This window comes from Providencia sp., assembly GCF_003533305.1.
In the GTDB taxonomy this organism is placed as follows: Bacteria; Pseudomonadota; Gammaproteobacteria; order Enterobacterales; family Enterobacteriaceae; genus Providencia.
In genome coordinates, this window is record NZ_DOEH01000004.1 from 1 (window position 1) to 16,574 (window position 16,574).

The 16,574-nt window shown below is 39.0% G+C and carries 12 protein-coding genes; 5 read left to right on the plus strand and 7 right to left on the minus strand.

Features of this window, described 5'->3' with window-relative positions; genetic code table 11:
• Nucleotides 1-69 precede the first annotated feature (69 nt).
• Entirely contained in the window at nt 70-1,071 is a 1,002-nt protein-coding gene (locus tag DD649_RS00785) for an NAD-dependent epimerase (RefSeq protein ID WP_294101458.1), read from the minus strand.
• Nucleotides 1,072-1,390: 319 nt separating this feature from the next.
• Between DD649_RS00785 and DD649_RS00790 the strand changes: the two genes are divergently transcribed.
• Nucleotides 1,391-1,819, plus strand: coding sequence for a TOBE domain-containing protein (locus DD649_RS00790; RefSeq protein ID WP_294101461.1), 429 nt, complete (start codon nt 1,391-1,393; stop codon nt 1,817-1,819).
• Between the two features lie 64 nt (nt 1,820-1,883).
• On the opposite strand, the gene DD649_RS00795 is transcribed toward DD649_RS00790, so the two are convergent.
• The 4 genes from DD649_RS00795 to fdhE all read right to left on the minus strand — a co-directional run bounded on the left by DD649_RS00795 (nt 1,884) and on the right by fdhE (nt 7,844).
• Nucleotides 1,884-3,548, minus strand: a complete 1,665-nt coding sequence (locus tag DD649_RS00795; RefSeq protein ID WP_294101465.1) for an LTA synthase family protein — start codon at nt 3,546-3,548, stop codon at nt 1,884-1,886.
• Between the two features lie 74 nt (nt 3,549-3,622).
• On the minus strand, nt 3,623-5,491 hold the full coding sequence (gene selB / locus DD649_RS00800; protein ID WP_294101468.1) for a selenocysteine-specific translation elongation factor: 1,869 nt from the start codon (nt 5,489-5,491) through the stop codon (nt 3,623-3,625).
• A complete protein-coding gene (selA, locus tag DD649_RS00805) occupies nt 5,488-6,879 on the minus strand; it encodes an L-seryl-tRNA(Sec) selenium transferase (protein WP_336428623.1) in 1,392 nt (463 codons plus the stop codon). Before selA ends, selB begins: the two co-directional genes overlap by 4 nt.
• A gap of 29 nt (nt 6,880-6,908) precedes the next feature.
• Nucleotides 6,909-7,844: a formate dehydrogenase accessory protein FdhE gene (fdhE, locus tag DD649_RS00810; RefSeq protein WP_294101472.1), complete on the minus strand. Its 936-nt coding sequence runs from the start codon at nt 7,842-7,844 to the stop codon at nt 6,909-6,911.
• 727 nt (nt 7,845-8,571) lie between these two features.
• Here fdhE and fumC point away from each other — a divergent pair.
• Together fumC and DD649_RS00820 are read left to right on the plus strand one after the other, a co-directional pair.
• Complete coding sequence (fumC, locus tag DD649_RS00815) at nt 8,572-10,041, plus strand: class II fumarate hydratase (protein ID WP_294101477.1); 1,470 nt, start codon at nt 8,572-8,574, stop codon at nt 10,039-10,041.
• A gap of 69 nt (nt 10,042-10,110) precedes the next feature.
• On the plus strand, nt 10,111-11,904 hold the full coding sequence (locus DD649_RS00820) for an NAD-dependent malic enzyme (RefSeq protein ID WP_294101481.1): 1,794 nt from the start codon (nt 10,111-10,113) through the stop codon (nt 11,902-11,904).
• A 174-nt stretch (nt 11,905-12,078) separates the two neighbouring features.
• Here the strand turns inward: DD649_RS00820 and uxuA are convergent, their stop codons facing one another.
• Both uxuA and DD649_RS00830 read right to left on the minus strand, forming a co-directional pair.
• Nucleotides 12,079-13,272, minus strand: a complete 1,194-nt coding sequence (uxuA, locus tag DD649_RS00825; RefSeq protein ID WP_294101483.1) for a mannonate dehydratase — start codon at nt 13,270-13,272, stop codon at nt 12,079-12,081.
• Between the two features lie 17 nt (nt 13,273-13,289).
• Nucleotides 13,290-14,036, minus strand: coding sequence for an FCD domain-containing protein (locus DD649_RS00830; RefSeq protein WP_294101486.1), 747 nt, complete (start codon nt 14,034-14,036; stop codon nt 13,290-13,292).
• Between the two features lie 277 nt (nt 14,037-14,313).
• Between DD649_RS00830 and manD the strand changes: the two genes are divergently transcribed.
• The gene (gene manD, locus DD649_RS00835; protein ID WP_294101487.1) at nt 14,314-15,528 is read left to right on the plus strand and encodes a D-mannonate dehydratase ManD; all 1,215 of its coding nucleotides are present in this window, start codon (nt 14,314-14,316) and stop codon (nt 15,526-15,528) included.
• Nucleotides 15,529-15,554: 26 nt separating this feature from the next.
• Nucleotides 15,555-16,568: a Zn-dependent oxidoreductase gene (locus DD649_RS00840; protein ID WP_336428630.1), complete on the plus strand. Its 1,014-nt coding sequence runs from the start codon at nt 15,555-15,557 to the stop codon at nt 16,566-16,568.
• The last annotated feature ends 6 nt before the right edge of the window (nt 16,569-16,574 follow it).

Here is a 16,574-nt window from a genome sequence, read left to right on the forward strand (position 1 = left end):
TGTACCTGCAATTGCTATTTTCAAACTTGCCTCTCAAATCTTTCAACGGAGATGACCATGATGGGGATATTATTGATGATAATATTCACGATACCAATCAACAAATGCCTGCACACCTTGTTCAATCGAAACTTGTGGACGATAGCCGGTAGCTTTAAATAAGTCTTCCGTGTCAGCCCAAGTGGTATAAACATCCCCTGCTTGCATCGGTAAAAAGTTTTTAATCGCTTCTTTGCCTAACGATTTTTCCAATGCCGAAATAAACTCAATTAATTTAACGGGTTTCCCATTACCAATATTGTATATACGGTAAGGCGCGCTACTTTGCGCAGGGGAGCTTGAGTCATTTTGCGGGTCTGCCTGTGGAATTATATCCGAAATACGTATAACCCCTTCGACAATATCATCAATGAAAGTGAAATCACGACTGAGATCGCCGTTATTATAAACATCTATCGGTTCACCCGCCAAAATCGCTTTGGTAAATTTAAAGAGCGCCATATCTGGGCGACCCCAAGGGCCATACACCGTGAAAAAACGCAAACCGGTTGTTGGTAACTGATAAAGATGTGAATAAGAGTGAGCCATCAATTCATTGGCTTTCTTAGTTGCTGCGTACAGTGAAATTGGATGATCTGTTGGCATATCAGTGGTAAATGGCGTTTTATCATTGATGCCATACACCGAACTGGAAGAAGCATAAACTAAATGTTTTACTTTTGCCTGACGGCACCCTTCTAAAATGGCAAGATGGCCATTAAGATTACTATCTGCATAAGCAAAAGGGTTTTGCAGTGAATAACGCACGCCAGCTTGTGCCGCAAGGTGAATCACACGGTCGAAACCTTCTTGAGTACACAAGACTAAGACCTTTTCTCGGTCAGTGATATCAAGAGGAATAAAACGAAATTGAGGATGCTGCTCAAGAAGATGCAATCGAGACTGTTTAAGCCCCTGATCGTAATAAGCATTCATGTTGTCTATTCCAACAACCTCATGCCCACTTTCTAACAAACGCTGGCACAGCCTAAAACCAATAAAACCGGCACTTCCAGTGACTAAATATTTCATATTAATTGTCTTTCTAGTGTTAAACCGTTCTCAAAGCTCTATTTTGAGCCTGCGATGATGTCATATAGAATAATTGACTTGAACTTAAGACAGAGATTTTACTCATTGGTTTTATTATTAATAAAAATAAAGTAAAAAATTTAAATAATTACACACAATTTTATCCATTTTCGTCGATTAAACAGAATAATAATCATAAGTTCAAACCCTATTATTACGTGATCACGCCCACGAACCTAATGTTTAATTGCGTTAAAATAGCAATTTACATTTATTCTATTTTTAATTCTTTATTCTATGAAGCTCAATGAGGTAAATCATGCAAATTTCAGCACGTAATCAACTCACAGGTACAGTTAGCCAAATCAAAGAAGGAGCTGTCAATAATGAGATTATTTTATCTTTAGGAAATGGTGAAGAATTAACAACTGTTATTACACGTGAAAGTTGCCACTCTCTTGGCCTCAAAATCGGTAAAGAAGCTATCGCAATTATCAAAGCACCATGGGTTGTTTTAATCAAACCTGAATGTGACTTACAGTTTTCAGCAAGAAATCAATTTAACGGTAAAATTAGTCAAATTGTTGAGGGTGCGGTCAACAGCACTATTCATTTAGTGACAAGTAAAGGTATTGAGCTGACTGCCATTATTACTAATGAAAGTCTTAAAGAAATGAATCTCGTGAAGGGTGCCGGTATTACCGCATTAATTAAGGCATCAAGCGTTATTTTAGCCACTAGAAAATAGCCAACTATACCAAAATCGAATAATTATCAAAATCGAATAATTGCGGGGTCTCCCCCGCGATTATTTATTCGGCTACAGCTTTATCTGCCACTTGAAGTGTCTGATAAATATAATGGCGATAACTATCAAGTAACTGCTTATCTTCGCAATCATTTAGCTTTCCATCACATAAGTGACGCATTTTAATGTTCGCCTCATAAAATGGCGATATTTTCAGATTTGCACGCTCGAGTAGCAACCCCCCTAAAAATGAAATATCCGTCAACTCACCTGTTTTGACACTCGTGCCTGATTTCAAATTATCACGCAATGTAAATTGGGTTATATAAGATGGTGATGAAAACGATGAGTTATATTTATTTAAGCTAATACCTGGCTGATGATCACCAAAATACAAGAACATCAGCGGACGATCGCGTTTTTCAATAAAATCAGCAAAATCACGCATTGCATTATCTGATGCTACTATTTTTTCCATATAGTGACTAAATTCGCCTGCCGCATCTTTATTACTGATTTTATCTTTTATATCGTAATCATCACTGTGACTTTCTTTATATGGGCCGTGCTCATACATGGTTAAAGAGAAAATAAATACCGGTTTATCTGTCTCCGTTGCCAATATTTCCTTTGCATACTTGAGCATATCTTCAGTGCTTATTGTCCATAAGTTATCTTGTAATTTCCCTGGATAACCTAGCTCTTGCGGTTGAATAATTCTATCAACACCGAGTGTTTCATAAGCGTGTCCTGAATGGTATGCCCCTTTATTAAATGGCGTCAGCACAACGGTATAATAGCCATTGGCTTTCATTTCTTTAAATAAGCTATTATTGAGATGATCAACAATGAAATAAAATACACCGCTTTTTTGAGAACCAAAATCATCACTATTCAGGCCTGTTAACGCAGAAAACTCAGACAACCATGTCCCACCACCAAAGGTTTGCACGCGCATCGGGCTATAAGCAACCACATTTTTATCTTGCTGAAACATAAACAGTTCAGGCAGTTTTGTTCCAGCCGGTAAATCATAAATATTAGGGTTAACGGTAGACTCTTGTAATAACAGGACAATATCAGGTTTTTCTGTTACTTCGGTTTTATTATTTGCGAGGGATACTGCCGCTGCTTGTTGTATAAAATAATCAGAAGAGCTGGCAAATTGCGGGGATTTATACGTCGAATTTTTCGCGGACATGACTAAATTTGTGACTGTACCACGCCCTTTTGGCAGCGTTTGTGTCCATTCATCATAATAATGTGTACTTGACCAATTTGCTCCGTAATATCCGCCTACCACGAGCAACAAACTCACAATACGCAAAGCAAAGGATTTACAAGGACGAAGTAAGCGCCAACTAATGATTGCATTGACAACCAGTAAAATGAGAAGCCCAATCAGTGCTACTCCTGCTAACCAATAGTGACCTAATGTCCCCATATTCGAGGTATCTGTCATAAGATTAATATCAGAAAAAAAGAGCTGTTCTTTATAATAATGTACTTTTAACTGATTAAAAAATTTAATAACAATGAACAGAGTACTAGTAACAATTGCAGAAAATAGCCAACGGGTGGTGAGTGCAAATAACGCGCCAAAGAAAATGGCATAGACACTAATAGAAATCAGCGCTGGATAAATCACCTCACTTTTTTCAAAAACTAAAAAAAGCGATCCAATAAAAATTAGCGCCAGATAGACGCCTGCAAATATTTTTTTCTTCATTAGCGTGACCACAAATCCAATATAGATATAAGGGTTGATGCAAAGTTGTATTGTAATGGATCTAATCTATCTGTTTATTCAATAAAAATGCCTTTATCACGTAAATGATGACCATCACCTTTACGACGGGTAAATCCACTTTTATCAAAAAACTCAAGGATTTGAATGGCTAATTTACGGCCAATTCCAAGTTCATTACGAAAATCCGCAGCAAAGATAACATCTTTTTCAATGCAGTAACGAAGTATTAACTCAGCAAATTGATGCATTTGTTCACTACTATAATACCTATCTCGTACAATGGCTGTGACTAGTCCCATCTGAGCGGCTTTTTTTAACACACGTCTTACAACATCTTCACTGTGTCCAATTTCTGCGGCAAGGTCGCGCACCCACCAGGCTTCTAAACGAGGAAAGAGTGACTGAATTTGCAACCATATCTGCTGTTGTTGAGTATCAAACACCAACCCATGTTGTGGCATATGCAACCAGCCACGGGTTTGCTTGATAGACTCATCATTAATGAGATCGTTAATAAATTTAAATACCAAATCTTCACTCATGGTTGGTAGCGCCATACGTTTTAACCGCGCTTTACCTACCCCAATTTGGTCGCTGTGAATTTCATTAAAGTTTTCAAGAACATCCACTAAGCGCGTTTTCGCAACTTGCGCTTTAAATAGAGATAAAACGCTATCACCAACACGTTCAATATCAATTTGCGCTAATAATGTTTCTAATTGGAGGTGGGTGAATTGTCGAGCCCAACTATAGTTATGCAGATTCAACTCACCCTGAGGTAATTGCAGCTTAAATTGCGCTAATTCATCATCTGCAGCACAAAGACGAGATAACCAATCTAGAAATTCAGGAAGTCTTTTACCTCGACGAGGTGAAACTAAGCGAATGACCCTAGCGCCTCCCAGCGTTTGCCTTGCACTGATATCACGAATAATTACGCGGTCATTATCAGCCAACCAAAGTGGCGTATCCAAAATCAATTCAGCTAAAACAGGCGTTTCACCATGATCCACCAGCAAAGAAACTCGCCCTGTAATATGACTAGCGCCATGATATAAATGCACTGGCTGCCAATGTTTAATTGGCAAATCGCAAGTAAGCTCCACAATGACACGTGTAGCCTCAAAAGCAGGCTGTTCTGCGAGCAGCCAATCACCTCGAGTAATATCTTCTTTATCAATGTCACCCGTGAGATTTAATGCAACACGATCCCCTGCTTGCGCAAACTGCGCGGCTTGATTTTGGCGATGAATGCCTCTTACCCTCACCGGCTTCTGCGCGCCAGTCACCCACAAGGTTTCACCCACATCTATCTTGCCAGCCAATGCAGTTCCGGTCACCACAATGCCTGCACCTTTAACGTGAAAAACACGGTCGATCGCTAAGCGAAAGCGACGTTGCCTATTTTCATTAGTTTCACTTTGTTGATGAAGCTGTTGAAGGTAAAGCCGTAACGGTTCGATACCACGTTCATCACTCACCGATGTGACAAACAAGGCTGTATCAGTCCAGCCTTGTTGACGTAATTCTAATTTAACCTGCTCAGTAACAAATGAGATTTGCTCAGCATCCACACGATCCGCTTTAGTTAAAATAGCAGTAATGTTTCGACAACCAGCAAGTCTTAATATGGCAAGATGTTCGCGTGTTTGGGCCATTACACCATCATCACATGCCACAACTAACAGGGCATGATTAATACCACCAATTCCCGCAAGCATATTGGCTAAAAACTTTTCGTGACCAGGCACATCAATAAAACCAATTGCACTACCATCTTGCTGTGGCCAGTAAGCATAGCCAAGGTCAATGGTCATTCCTCGTTTTTTTTCTTCTGGAAGGTGCGCGGTATTTATCCCTGAAATTGCTTGAATTAGGGATGTTTTACCATGATCTACATGGCCTGCGGTCGCAAAAATCATGAAAGTAAAACCTGTAATAATGCGTGTTCATCATCAAGACAACGTAAGTCTAACCAGAGTTTTCCCTCTTTAAAGCGCCCAATAACAGGTTGTGGTAATTGTCGCCAATTTGCCGCCAGACGCTCTAATGAGCCCCCTTTTCCATCTAAAGGCGCAAAGGTAATTGCAAAACTCGGTAACCTATCAATCGGTAATGACCCACTCCCAATTTGAGAAAGACACGGCTCTATTTCAACAATAAACTTATCCCCGTAAAATGCCTGCAATGTCACTAATACATTATCAGCACTATTTTTGATGGTTTCAGGGGAACGAGTTAACCAGCGCAATGTTGGTAAATCAGTCGTGAGTTTTTCTGGTGTGAGGTACATTTTTAACGTGGCTTCTAACGCCGCTAATACCATTTTATCAACACGTAAAGCGCGTTTAAGGGGATGTTTTTGAATTGCATCAATCCACTTTTTCTTACCTAAAATAATACCCGCTTGCGGACCACCAAGCAGCTTATCCCCAGAAATTGAAACTAAATCAATACCTTGAGATAAATACATCTGGGGCATTGGTTCAGCAGGCAGACCATAAGCGGTCATATCAATCATTGAACCGCTGCCTAAATCAATCGCAGTGGGCAATTGGTATTTTTTACCTAGCGCAGCGAGTTCGTCACCTTCAACCTCAGCGGTAAAACCTTCAATACTGTAGTTACTGGTATGAACTTTCATTAATAATGCAGTTTGCTCATTAATGGCATTTTCATAATCACGTAAATGAGTACGATTCGTTGTGCCCACTTCAACTAACTGACAACCCGCTTGCGCCATAACATCAGGAACCCGAAAAGCGCCGCCAATTTCAACGAGCTCTCCACGGGAAACGATCACTTGCTGATTTGGTGCGACTGTTGCTAATAATAATAAAACAGCGGCGGCGTTATTATTTACAATGCAAGCATCTTCCGCCCCAGTTAATGCACAAAGTAAGTCAGCAATAGCACGATCACGATGACCTCGCATCGCACCATCGAGAGAATATTCTAATGTAACTGGCGATCCCATGACCTGACCTACTGCATCAATCGCAGCTTTCGACATAACAGCTCGCCCAAGATTGGTGTGCAAAACAGTCCCCGTGAGATTAAACACATTCTTTAAGGCACTTTGTTTTAATGCATCATGGCGCACTGATAGCTCATTTAACCAATCGTCATGCCATGAAGGCAGTCGTTCTTCTTGAGCAATACAAGTTCGAGCTTGTTCCTGCATTTCACGTAAACATTCCGTTACCCAATGCAGCCCCGATTGTTCAACCAAAATTTGAGCTTCATCGAACTGTAGCAATTTATCAATAGCCGGAAGTTGACGATACAAAGCAAGATGCGATTGTGCCATAGTCACTATTCTCTCTTATCTACTGCTTTTTATTTTTCACCCGGAAATAAGAATGGATTAATACTACTACGTGCAAATCCTTCTTCTTCCATCCGTGCATCTAGTATAATTGAGGCTAAATCATCTGCGACGGCTTCAACCTTAGACTCTTTTTCTTGATATAAGATTTTCAGATAGCTACCACAGTCACCACAACTTTCAGCTTTCACTGCCGCATTTTTATCATCGAGAGACCAGTAATTTAAGTCTCGAGTTTGCTCGCAGTTACTGCATTTCACACGCACCATATGCCATTCGGTTTCACATAAATTACAGTGTAAATAGCGTAAACCTTGAGATGTTCCGATTTGTACAATGCTTGAAACCGGCATACTGTTACAAACAGGGCAAAAATGACGATGATCACCATGTTCTGCACGAGCTTTACCTGGAATATTGGCGGCCATTTGAGCCCAATACACAGACAATGCAGCCCAAATAAACATAGATTTATCGGCAGGAACCTTCTCAAACTGTTGGTTTAATAACGCTGTTGCCATTTCTTCAAGTTCAGTCTCTGACGCTTTTTCGATATTTTCTAATGCAGGGCGAACAGACTCGGGGACTACTGGCATTAACTCAGCAATAATTGATCTCAACAATTTATGCCAATGTGCTGTACGTGGAAACGTTTTGATATCTAACGGTGGATTGTTTGAATTAATTGCACGCTCAAGCACTTCCGTCATATCGACATCTAACGGATTATCATGTTGCGCATTATTTTGTGCGGTTGCGACTTCAGCGGCAAAATTAAGATAATCTGCAAAAGGATGTTCTCCGATACCCAGTTCTTTGAGTCTTTCAGCTCGTCTTTGATACAGACTTTTTAGGTTAGGAAATAGAACAGGAGGAATAAAACCTATTCCTTTTTCTTTCAATCTTTCTTGTCCTAACTCTTCTTTAGGAACGATACGAATACCCATTGCGTTCTCTCTTTTATATTTTTCATAACAACTCGCCCGAGTAAATCACTTTTTATACTCTATTGAGGTGTCTAAGTTCATAATTTTTAATCAGCGAAAAAGCGTCTTATCTAGCACTTAGGATAAAACAAAAGCAGCAGATAGGCTACTGTAACCCTTGCGTAGGTACGGGTAATAAAGCTAACCAGATCAAATTTTTCTCGATTCCAAGTATTACAAAATAAATTTGTAATAAAATATAACGATAAATTAAAAAAAGTAATAAGAATGGCCTAAAGTGCTAAATCAAAATTAAATATCAGTTAAGTTGATTTTAAATAAATTAAATGAATAGAAACCAAAGCTATTTCATATGTAATGAAAATCAAGCTTAAAAAATTCCAAGTCATAACTAAAGTATAAATAATTATAAGTTTAACATGGCATTCAGTCAGTTATAGTAGGAATGACATTTAAGCCATAGTATGGCTCTATTTTATTTATATTATTTTGTATTAAAAATTTAATATTTTAAATTTAAGAGAAAATCTAATTACGAGCATTGTAACCCTATGTATTAATATAATAAATAAAAACAAATCAAAAAGAGATAATCACATTAATATTTATTATAAATAAAAATAAAAATTCACCGAATTAACACTTGTCTATTTCCATATATTTAATCTACACTGAATTAGATGGCTAACATTATTATATTTTTCAGATATATTTGAGGTTAAAATTCATGCCCAACGCTAATACAGATTCTAAATTGTATACTCTAAATACAAACATCAAAATTGGTATTAATGAAAAAGGATCTCGAGAAGAATTTGATAGTATGGGTAAAGTGGATGTCCCTGCCCAATATTATTGGGGAGCACAAACACAACGCTCATTACAACATTTTAATATTGGCAATGATTTAATGCCAAAAGAAATATATCATGCCTACGGTTATATTAAAAAGTCCTGCGCTTTAGTGAATTTTAATGCAAATAGACTTCCCGATTGGAAAAAAGAGGCAATTATTTTTGCCACTGATGAAGTCATTAGTGGAAAACTTGACGAACATTTCCCTCTTTACGTTTGGCAAACGGGCTCAGGCACACAATCAAATATGAATGTGAATGAGGTTATATCGAATCGTGCTATCCAATTATTAGGTGGTCAATTAGGTTCTCAAATACCCGTGGGGCCTAATGATGATGTTAATATGGGGCAGTCTTCGAACGATACATTCCCTACTGCAATGCATATCGCAGCTATTTTTGCACTTGATGAGCAATTAATTCCAAGCATTGAAAAACTTATTCAAGTAATTGAAAAAAAAGCAGACTCATGGATGAGTGTCGTTAAAATTGGTCGTACTCACTTAGAAGATGCCGTACCGCTCACCGTAGGCCAAGAATGGCATGGTTGGGCAGGTCAACTCCGCGATTCTTTAGATGACATTATCCGTAGTAAAACTGATCTTTATAAACTTGCCGTCGGGGGCACTGCCGTAGGAACAGGCTTAAATGCGCCAAAAGGCTTTTCAAAAGATGTTGCAGATAAAATAGCGGAATTAACACAAAAACCTTTTATTACTGCCCCTAATAAATTTACTGCTCAAGGGTCACTTGATGCATTAGTACGTGGGCATGCAGCTATTCGTGGTCTTGCAGTCGCATTAATAAAAATAGCCAATGATATGCGTTGGTTAGCATCCGGACCTCGTTGTGGCTTCAGTGAACTGATACTGCCTTCGAATGAACCTGGTTCTTCAATTATGCCCGGTAAAGTCAATCCAACACAATGTGAAGCTATTGTTATGATTGGCATTCAAGTAATGGGCAATGACTCCACAATTGCGATAGCGGGTAGCCAAGGTAATTTTGAATTAAATGCGATGCGCCCTATTATTATTAATAATTTACTTCACTCTATTCGTATCTTAGCTGATGGTTGCCATAAGTTTAGAGAGTTTTCTGTTGAAGGAACTGAATTAAATAATGAAAAAATAAAACAATACGTTGATAACAGCGTAATGTTAGTCACCGCATTATCGCCTATTATTGGCTATCAAAATTCAGCGCATATTGCAGAAAACGCAATTGCCAAAAATATCACATTAAAAGAGTCTGCAATTTCTTCAGGAAAAATATCTGAAGAAGATTTTAATAAATATGTTAATCCTATTGATATGACCGGAAATGGATTATCGGGAGCTTAATTAATCCAATTCAGATTAATTAAAGTATATATCTTAAATTGAACATCTTAAATTGAATAGGTGAAGTTTATGTATAGTCGCCAAGCTAAAGTTATTGTTGAAAATAATATTCGAAAAATAAAAACAACTGCAAGAGGGTATCAAGTATTAAGAGATCCTTCTCTAAATAAAGGTACTGCATTTACCGCAGAAGAAAGAAAAGCATTAGATTTAAATGGTATTTTACCTCCCGTTGTCACAGAGGATATGGAAACACAATTAAATCGCGCTTACCGTGCCTATAGTTCATGCCGAACAGATCTTGATAAACATATTTATATGTGGCGTCTACATGATAATAATGTGACTTTATTTTATGCCTTATTACAACGTCATATGTTAGAAATGCTGCCTGTCGTTTATGACCCAGTAGTAGGTGATGCCATTGAAAACTACAGTGAAATCATTACTCGACCACGTGGAATATTCTTAAGTATTAATGAACCTGAATTGATAGAAGAAAAACTACGCGCGTTTGGCGCTGAAGGCGGAGATATTCGCTTAATCGTCACGACAGATGCAGAAGAAATACTAGGTATCGGTGACTGGGGTTCTAACGGCATTGATATTTCTGTGGGTAAACTGGCGGTTTATACTGCGGCAGCTGGTGTTGATCCGCACAGTGTCATTCCTGTTGTGTTAGATGTTGGTACCAATAATGAGAAATTGTTAAATGACCCATCGTATGTCGGAAATCGCCATGAACGCATTCAAGGTAAAGTCTACGATGATTTTGTTGACGCTTATGTTAAAGCTGCAAGAAAACTCTTTCCTAACGCCGTGTTGCACTGGGAAGATTTTGGCTCAACTAATGCACGCCGTATTCTCGATAAATATCGTAAAAACTTTGCAACCTTTAATGATGATGTTCAAGGTACAGGCGCCATTGTACTTGCAGGCTTACTCAACGCGGTTAAATTAAGTAAAACCCCTTGGACGGAACAACGCGTAGTCATATTTGGTTCAGGTACAGCAGGTTGTGGTATTGCAGACCAAATTCGTGACCAAATGATCCGCAGCGGTCTTTCTCGCGAAGAAGCGATATCCCGTATCTGGCTAATTGATTTACCGGGCTTGCTGACCGCAGATATGACCGATAATTTACTTTATTTCCAAAAAGATTACGCAAGAAACAGCCAAGAAGTTGCAAACTACAAAAGAACGAAAGTGGATGTCTCTGTAGAAGCACAAACACGCTGGCCAGATATGGCTAACATACTAGCGAATCTTAATAAAGATAAAGGAATTATTGACTTAGCATCAGTCGTTGATCAAGTTAAACCAACCATTTTAATTGGCACATCAACAACACCTGGCGCATTTACAGAAGATGTTGTGCGTAATATGGCCAGCCATGTTGAACGCCCAATTATTTTCCCATTATCAAACCCAACTTTGCTACATGAGGCTACTCCACAACACCTCATTGAGTGGACTGATGGTCGTGTTTTCGTCGCAACAGGTGCACCATTTGCTGACGTGCTGTATAAAAATGTGAATTACAAAATTGGCCAAGCTAATAATGCCGCATTATATCCAGGACTTGGTTTTGGCGCGATTGTGGCAAAAGCAGAGCAAATTACAGATGAAATGATTTTTGCGGCAGTACAAGCTGTTGCTAGCCAAGCAACCTTAGGCTCTGAAGGGGCATCTTTGTTACCGTCTAACGAAGATTTACGTATTACCTCAAGTATTGTTGCGTTAGAAGTCATGAGAGTTGCAAAATCACAAGGTGTTGCAAAAGTAGATCCTAAAGCATCTGAAATTGAAATTGTTAGAACATCAGCATGGTGGCCAGTTTATGTCCCTGTTGAAGCAATCTAATTAATTTTTATTCCAAATAAAACGCAATAAATAAAAGGCGGGTTCTGTGATGGGATATTTTAAAAAAATACCCATCACAAATAACCCGCCATAATCATTATATTATTCTTAAAGATACAACCGTACCTTTGGCATAACAGTGAATACCAAATATAATATTGTTTATATACTTATTTAAACTTTCAAAAGGTCAGGATAATAAATACGCTTAATAGCGAGTTCTAAGCCTCTAACCTCAGCTAAACCTTTAAGACGACCAATAGCAGAATAACCTGGATTGGTTACTTTTTTCAGGTCATCAAGTATTTGATGTCCATGATCAGGTCTCATCGGTATTGGTGGCAACCCTGCTGAATAACGTTTTTGTTCAATTCCTAAAATAGCTTTAACCACGGCAAACATATCAACATCACCCGCAATATGATTTCCTTCATGGAAAGTATTTGGGTTATCTTCTCTTACTGTTGAACGTAAATGGGTAAAGTGAATGCGATCACCAAATGTTTCTATCATTTTCACGAGGTCGTTATCTGCTCTTACCCCATAAGACCCCGTGCACATAGTAAAACCATTATGAATGCTATCGCAGCTCTCTTTAATAAACTGCATATCCTCGATAGTGGATACAATACGTGGCAAGCCGAGTATTGGACGAGGTGGATCATCTGGATGAATAGCCAAGACGACATTTTCTTCTTCACAAACAGGTACGATTTTCTGCAAGAAATAACGTAAATTTTCGCGTAGCTGATTTTTATCAACATTATTATATATGGCTAAACGCTGGCGAAATTGTTCTAACGTATATCCTTCTTCTGCGCCTGGTAAGCCAGCAATAATATTTTTAATCAGTTTATCAATATCGTCCGATGTCATCTGTGCATAATATGCATCGGCTTGTTTAACTTCATCAGTAGAATAACTTGCTTGGGCATTAGTACGTTTTAATATGTGGATCTCAAATGCTGCAAAAGCAATATTATCAAAACGTAGTGCTTTGGAACCATCCGCTAACGTATAAGCTAAGTCAGTACGTGTCCAATCCAGAATAGGCATAAAATTGTAGCAAATCGTTCTAATACCACATGATGCCAAATTACGAATACTTTGCTGATAGTTTTGAATATATTGCTCAAAATTACCTTGCTGAGTTTTAATATCTTCGTGAACCGGAATACTTTCTACAACAGACCAAACTAAGCCCGCTTCTTCAATAATAGCTTTGCGTTTAAGAATCTCATCAACACTCCAAATTACACCGTTTGGAATGTGATGAAGTGCAGAGACAATGCCTGTCGCCTCTGCTTGTCTTGCATCGCTCAAAGAAACTGGGTCATTAGGTCCATACCAACGCCACGTATGCTCCATGGGTACTTCTCCTTCGATTATTCAAAAATAGTCTGATAAGGAATTGTCTCAAATAAGTAACCATCAAAATTGGGATCATCAAAATCAGAAAGCTCCATTAAAGTATTTTTAACATTCTCTAAATGTTGCCACATCTCTTTTTTGGCCAATTCTGGATCACGTTTTTGTAGTGCATTTAAAATATTTTCATGATCAATCAACCACTTCTTTCGGTAAGTTGTGTTATCGATGTGCTCATGCAACTTGTCCCACATCGGGCTATTTCGTCGAACAGCCCAAATATCATCAATGATCTTTGCCATCATGTCGTTTTTGCTTGCGCGAGCTATTAACACATGGAATTTATGATCATTTGCATCGTCACTTTCATTGTTAGCGACTTTAATTCGTTCATCTTCTAATAGCGCTCGGATCTCTTGTATATCGGCTTTTGTCGCATATTGTGCTGCACATGCCGCAATTGCACTTTCAATAACCTGACGAGCTTGCAGGATTTCAAAAGGACCATGATCCAAGTTTTTGACTTCATCAATCAATAAGTCAGGGTGATTAATAACATAAACACCTGAGCCTTTTTTGATAGAAACCAGCTTTTCAATTTCAAGCATGATGAGCGCTTCACGTACCAATGAGCGACTAACATCATATTTTTTAGCGATCTCACGCTCAGGCATTAACCGACTTCCTATCGGATATTCACCAGAGGCGATGAGCTCTTTTAACTGCTGACCTAGGTACTGGTACGAGCGGTATTGAGTTTTCATATATATATACAACGCGTTGTCGAATTAAATTTATTTCTTCCACTCTAGACTATCTTCCTAAATCACAATGGTCAACCAATTTATTGAATATTCTCCGCTAACAAGTTAACCAATTTGTGATCACCTTCACTTATTGCCGGCTTTTTAGCCATTGTCTTTTATTTTTTTGATTGGTAGAGTGAAAAAAAGCAAATCTGGTCAACCAATAGATAAACCAATTAAGCTAAATATGTCGGTTTTGGTTGATCAGTTGAGTATCCAAACATTGGAGTAAACAATGAAAATAATAAAAGCGGAAGTCTTCATCTGTAGTCCCGGTCGTAATTTTGTCACACTGAAAATTACAACAGATGAAGGTGTTTATGGGCTAGGCGATGCCACACTAAACGGTAGAGAATGCGCGGTAGCCTCATATCTGCAAGATCATCTTTGCCCACAATTAATAGGTAGAGATCCGCATAAAATTGAAGATATTCATCAATTTTTTTACAAAGGAGCTTATTGGCGAAGAGGCCCCGTGACGATGTCGGCTATCTCAGCGATAGATATGGCGCTATGGGACATCAAAGGGAAAATTGCCAATCTTCCGGTCTACCAGTTGCTCGGTGGTGCCTCTCGCGAAGGCGTGATGGTCTACTGTCATACCACGGGTAAAGATATTCCTGAAGCGCTTGATAACTACGCGAAGTACAAAGAAAAGGGCTTCAAAGCAATTCGTGTTCAATGCGGTATTCCAGGAATGGCAACCACTTATGGCCAAAGCAAAGGACAGAACCTCGCTTATGAGCCAGCGACTAAAGGTCATCACCCTGAAGAACAACTTTGGTCAACCGAAAAATACCTCGATTTTATGCCAAAACTGTTTGACGCTGTGCGAGACAAATATGGTTTCAATGAACATCTTCTGCATGATGTTCATCATCGCTTAACCCCCATTGAAGCTGCGCGCTTTGGTAAAAGTATTGAAGATGCTCGTCTATTTTGGATGGAAGACCCGACGCCCGCAGAAAACCAAGCTTGCTTTAGATTAATACGCCAACACACAGTCACCCCTATTGCGGTTGGCGAAGTTTTTAATAGCATTTGGGACTGTAAGCAACTCATCGAAGAACAACTTATCGATTATATCCGCACAACGATTACTCATGCAGGCGGTATTACAGGTATGCGTCGTATCGCTGATTTCGCCTCACTTTATCAAGTTAGAACAGGTTCACATGGCCCTTCTGACCTCTCGCCTATTTGCCATGCTGCGGCGCTGCATTTTGACCTCTGGGTACCTAACTTTGGAGTACAAGAGTTTATGGGCTACTCAGAAGAGATGCTTTCGGTGTTCTCAATTAACTGGACATTTAAAGATGGCTACATGCATCCAGGAAATAAGCCGGGTCTTGGTATCGATTTTGATGAAAAGCTCGCAGCAAAATATCCCTACAAACCTGCATACCTGCCTGTCGCTCGTTTAGAAGACGGGACTTTGTGGAATTGGTAAATATTATTTAATTTTTGGAGTTCAACATGAAAGCTGTCGTAATTAAAGAACCAAATACATTACTCATTGAAGAACGTGCTATCCCAGAACCGCAAGCGCATCAAGTTAGAATCAAAGTACGTCTAGCGGGTATTTGTGGCTCAGATAGCCATATTTACCGTGGACACAACCCTTTTGCCAAATATCCACGGATCATTGGACACGAGTTTTTCGGTATTATCGATAAAGTAGGCAATGCTGTAGATAGTAAACGCATTGGTGAACGCGTATCGATTGACCCAGTACTGAGCTGTGGCCATTGTTATCCATGTTCAATTGGTAAACCCAATGTGTGTGAAACGCTAGAAGTGTTAGGCGTTCATACGGATGGTGGCTTTACTGAATATGTGACTGTTCCTGCTGATAATGCCTATACCATCCCAGATAATATCCCTGATGAACATGCGGTGACTGTTGAACCTTACTCAATCGCAGCAAATGTCACTTCTCACGTTAAACCAAATAATGCGGATATTGCACTTGTCTATGGAGCAGGAACCATTGGTTTGACCTGTGCTCAAGTATTAAAAGGTGTTTATCAAGTTAAGACTTTGATTGTCGTTGACCGTGTTGCTGAACGCTTAGCAAGAGCAACAGCTTGCGGCGCTGATATCGTCATTGATAATTCACAAATTCCACTTCCAGAACAGCTCAAAGCATTAAATATTCGGCCAACACTCGTGTTAGATGCTGCTTGTCATCCTTCTATCATGCAAGAGGCAATTCTTATTGCATCTCCTGCTGCAAGAGTCTCTATTATGGGATTCTCGAGTGAGGCAAGTTCAGTAACACAACAAAGCATTACCAGCAAAGAAATCTCCTTATTTTCTTCGCGCTTGAATGCTAAAAAATTCCCAGAGGTTATTGATTGGATTGCCAATAAAAAAATCGATCCAAGCAAAATACTAACACATCAGTTTGCATTTACTGATGCACAAGACGCCATTTTAACCTTTGAGAAAGACCAAAAAACCTGCTGTAAAATTCTTTTAACATTTTGATTTAAT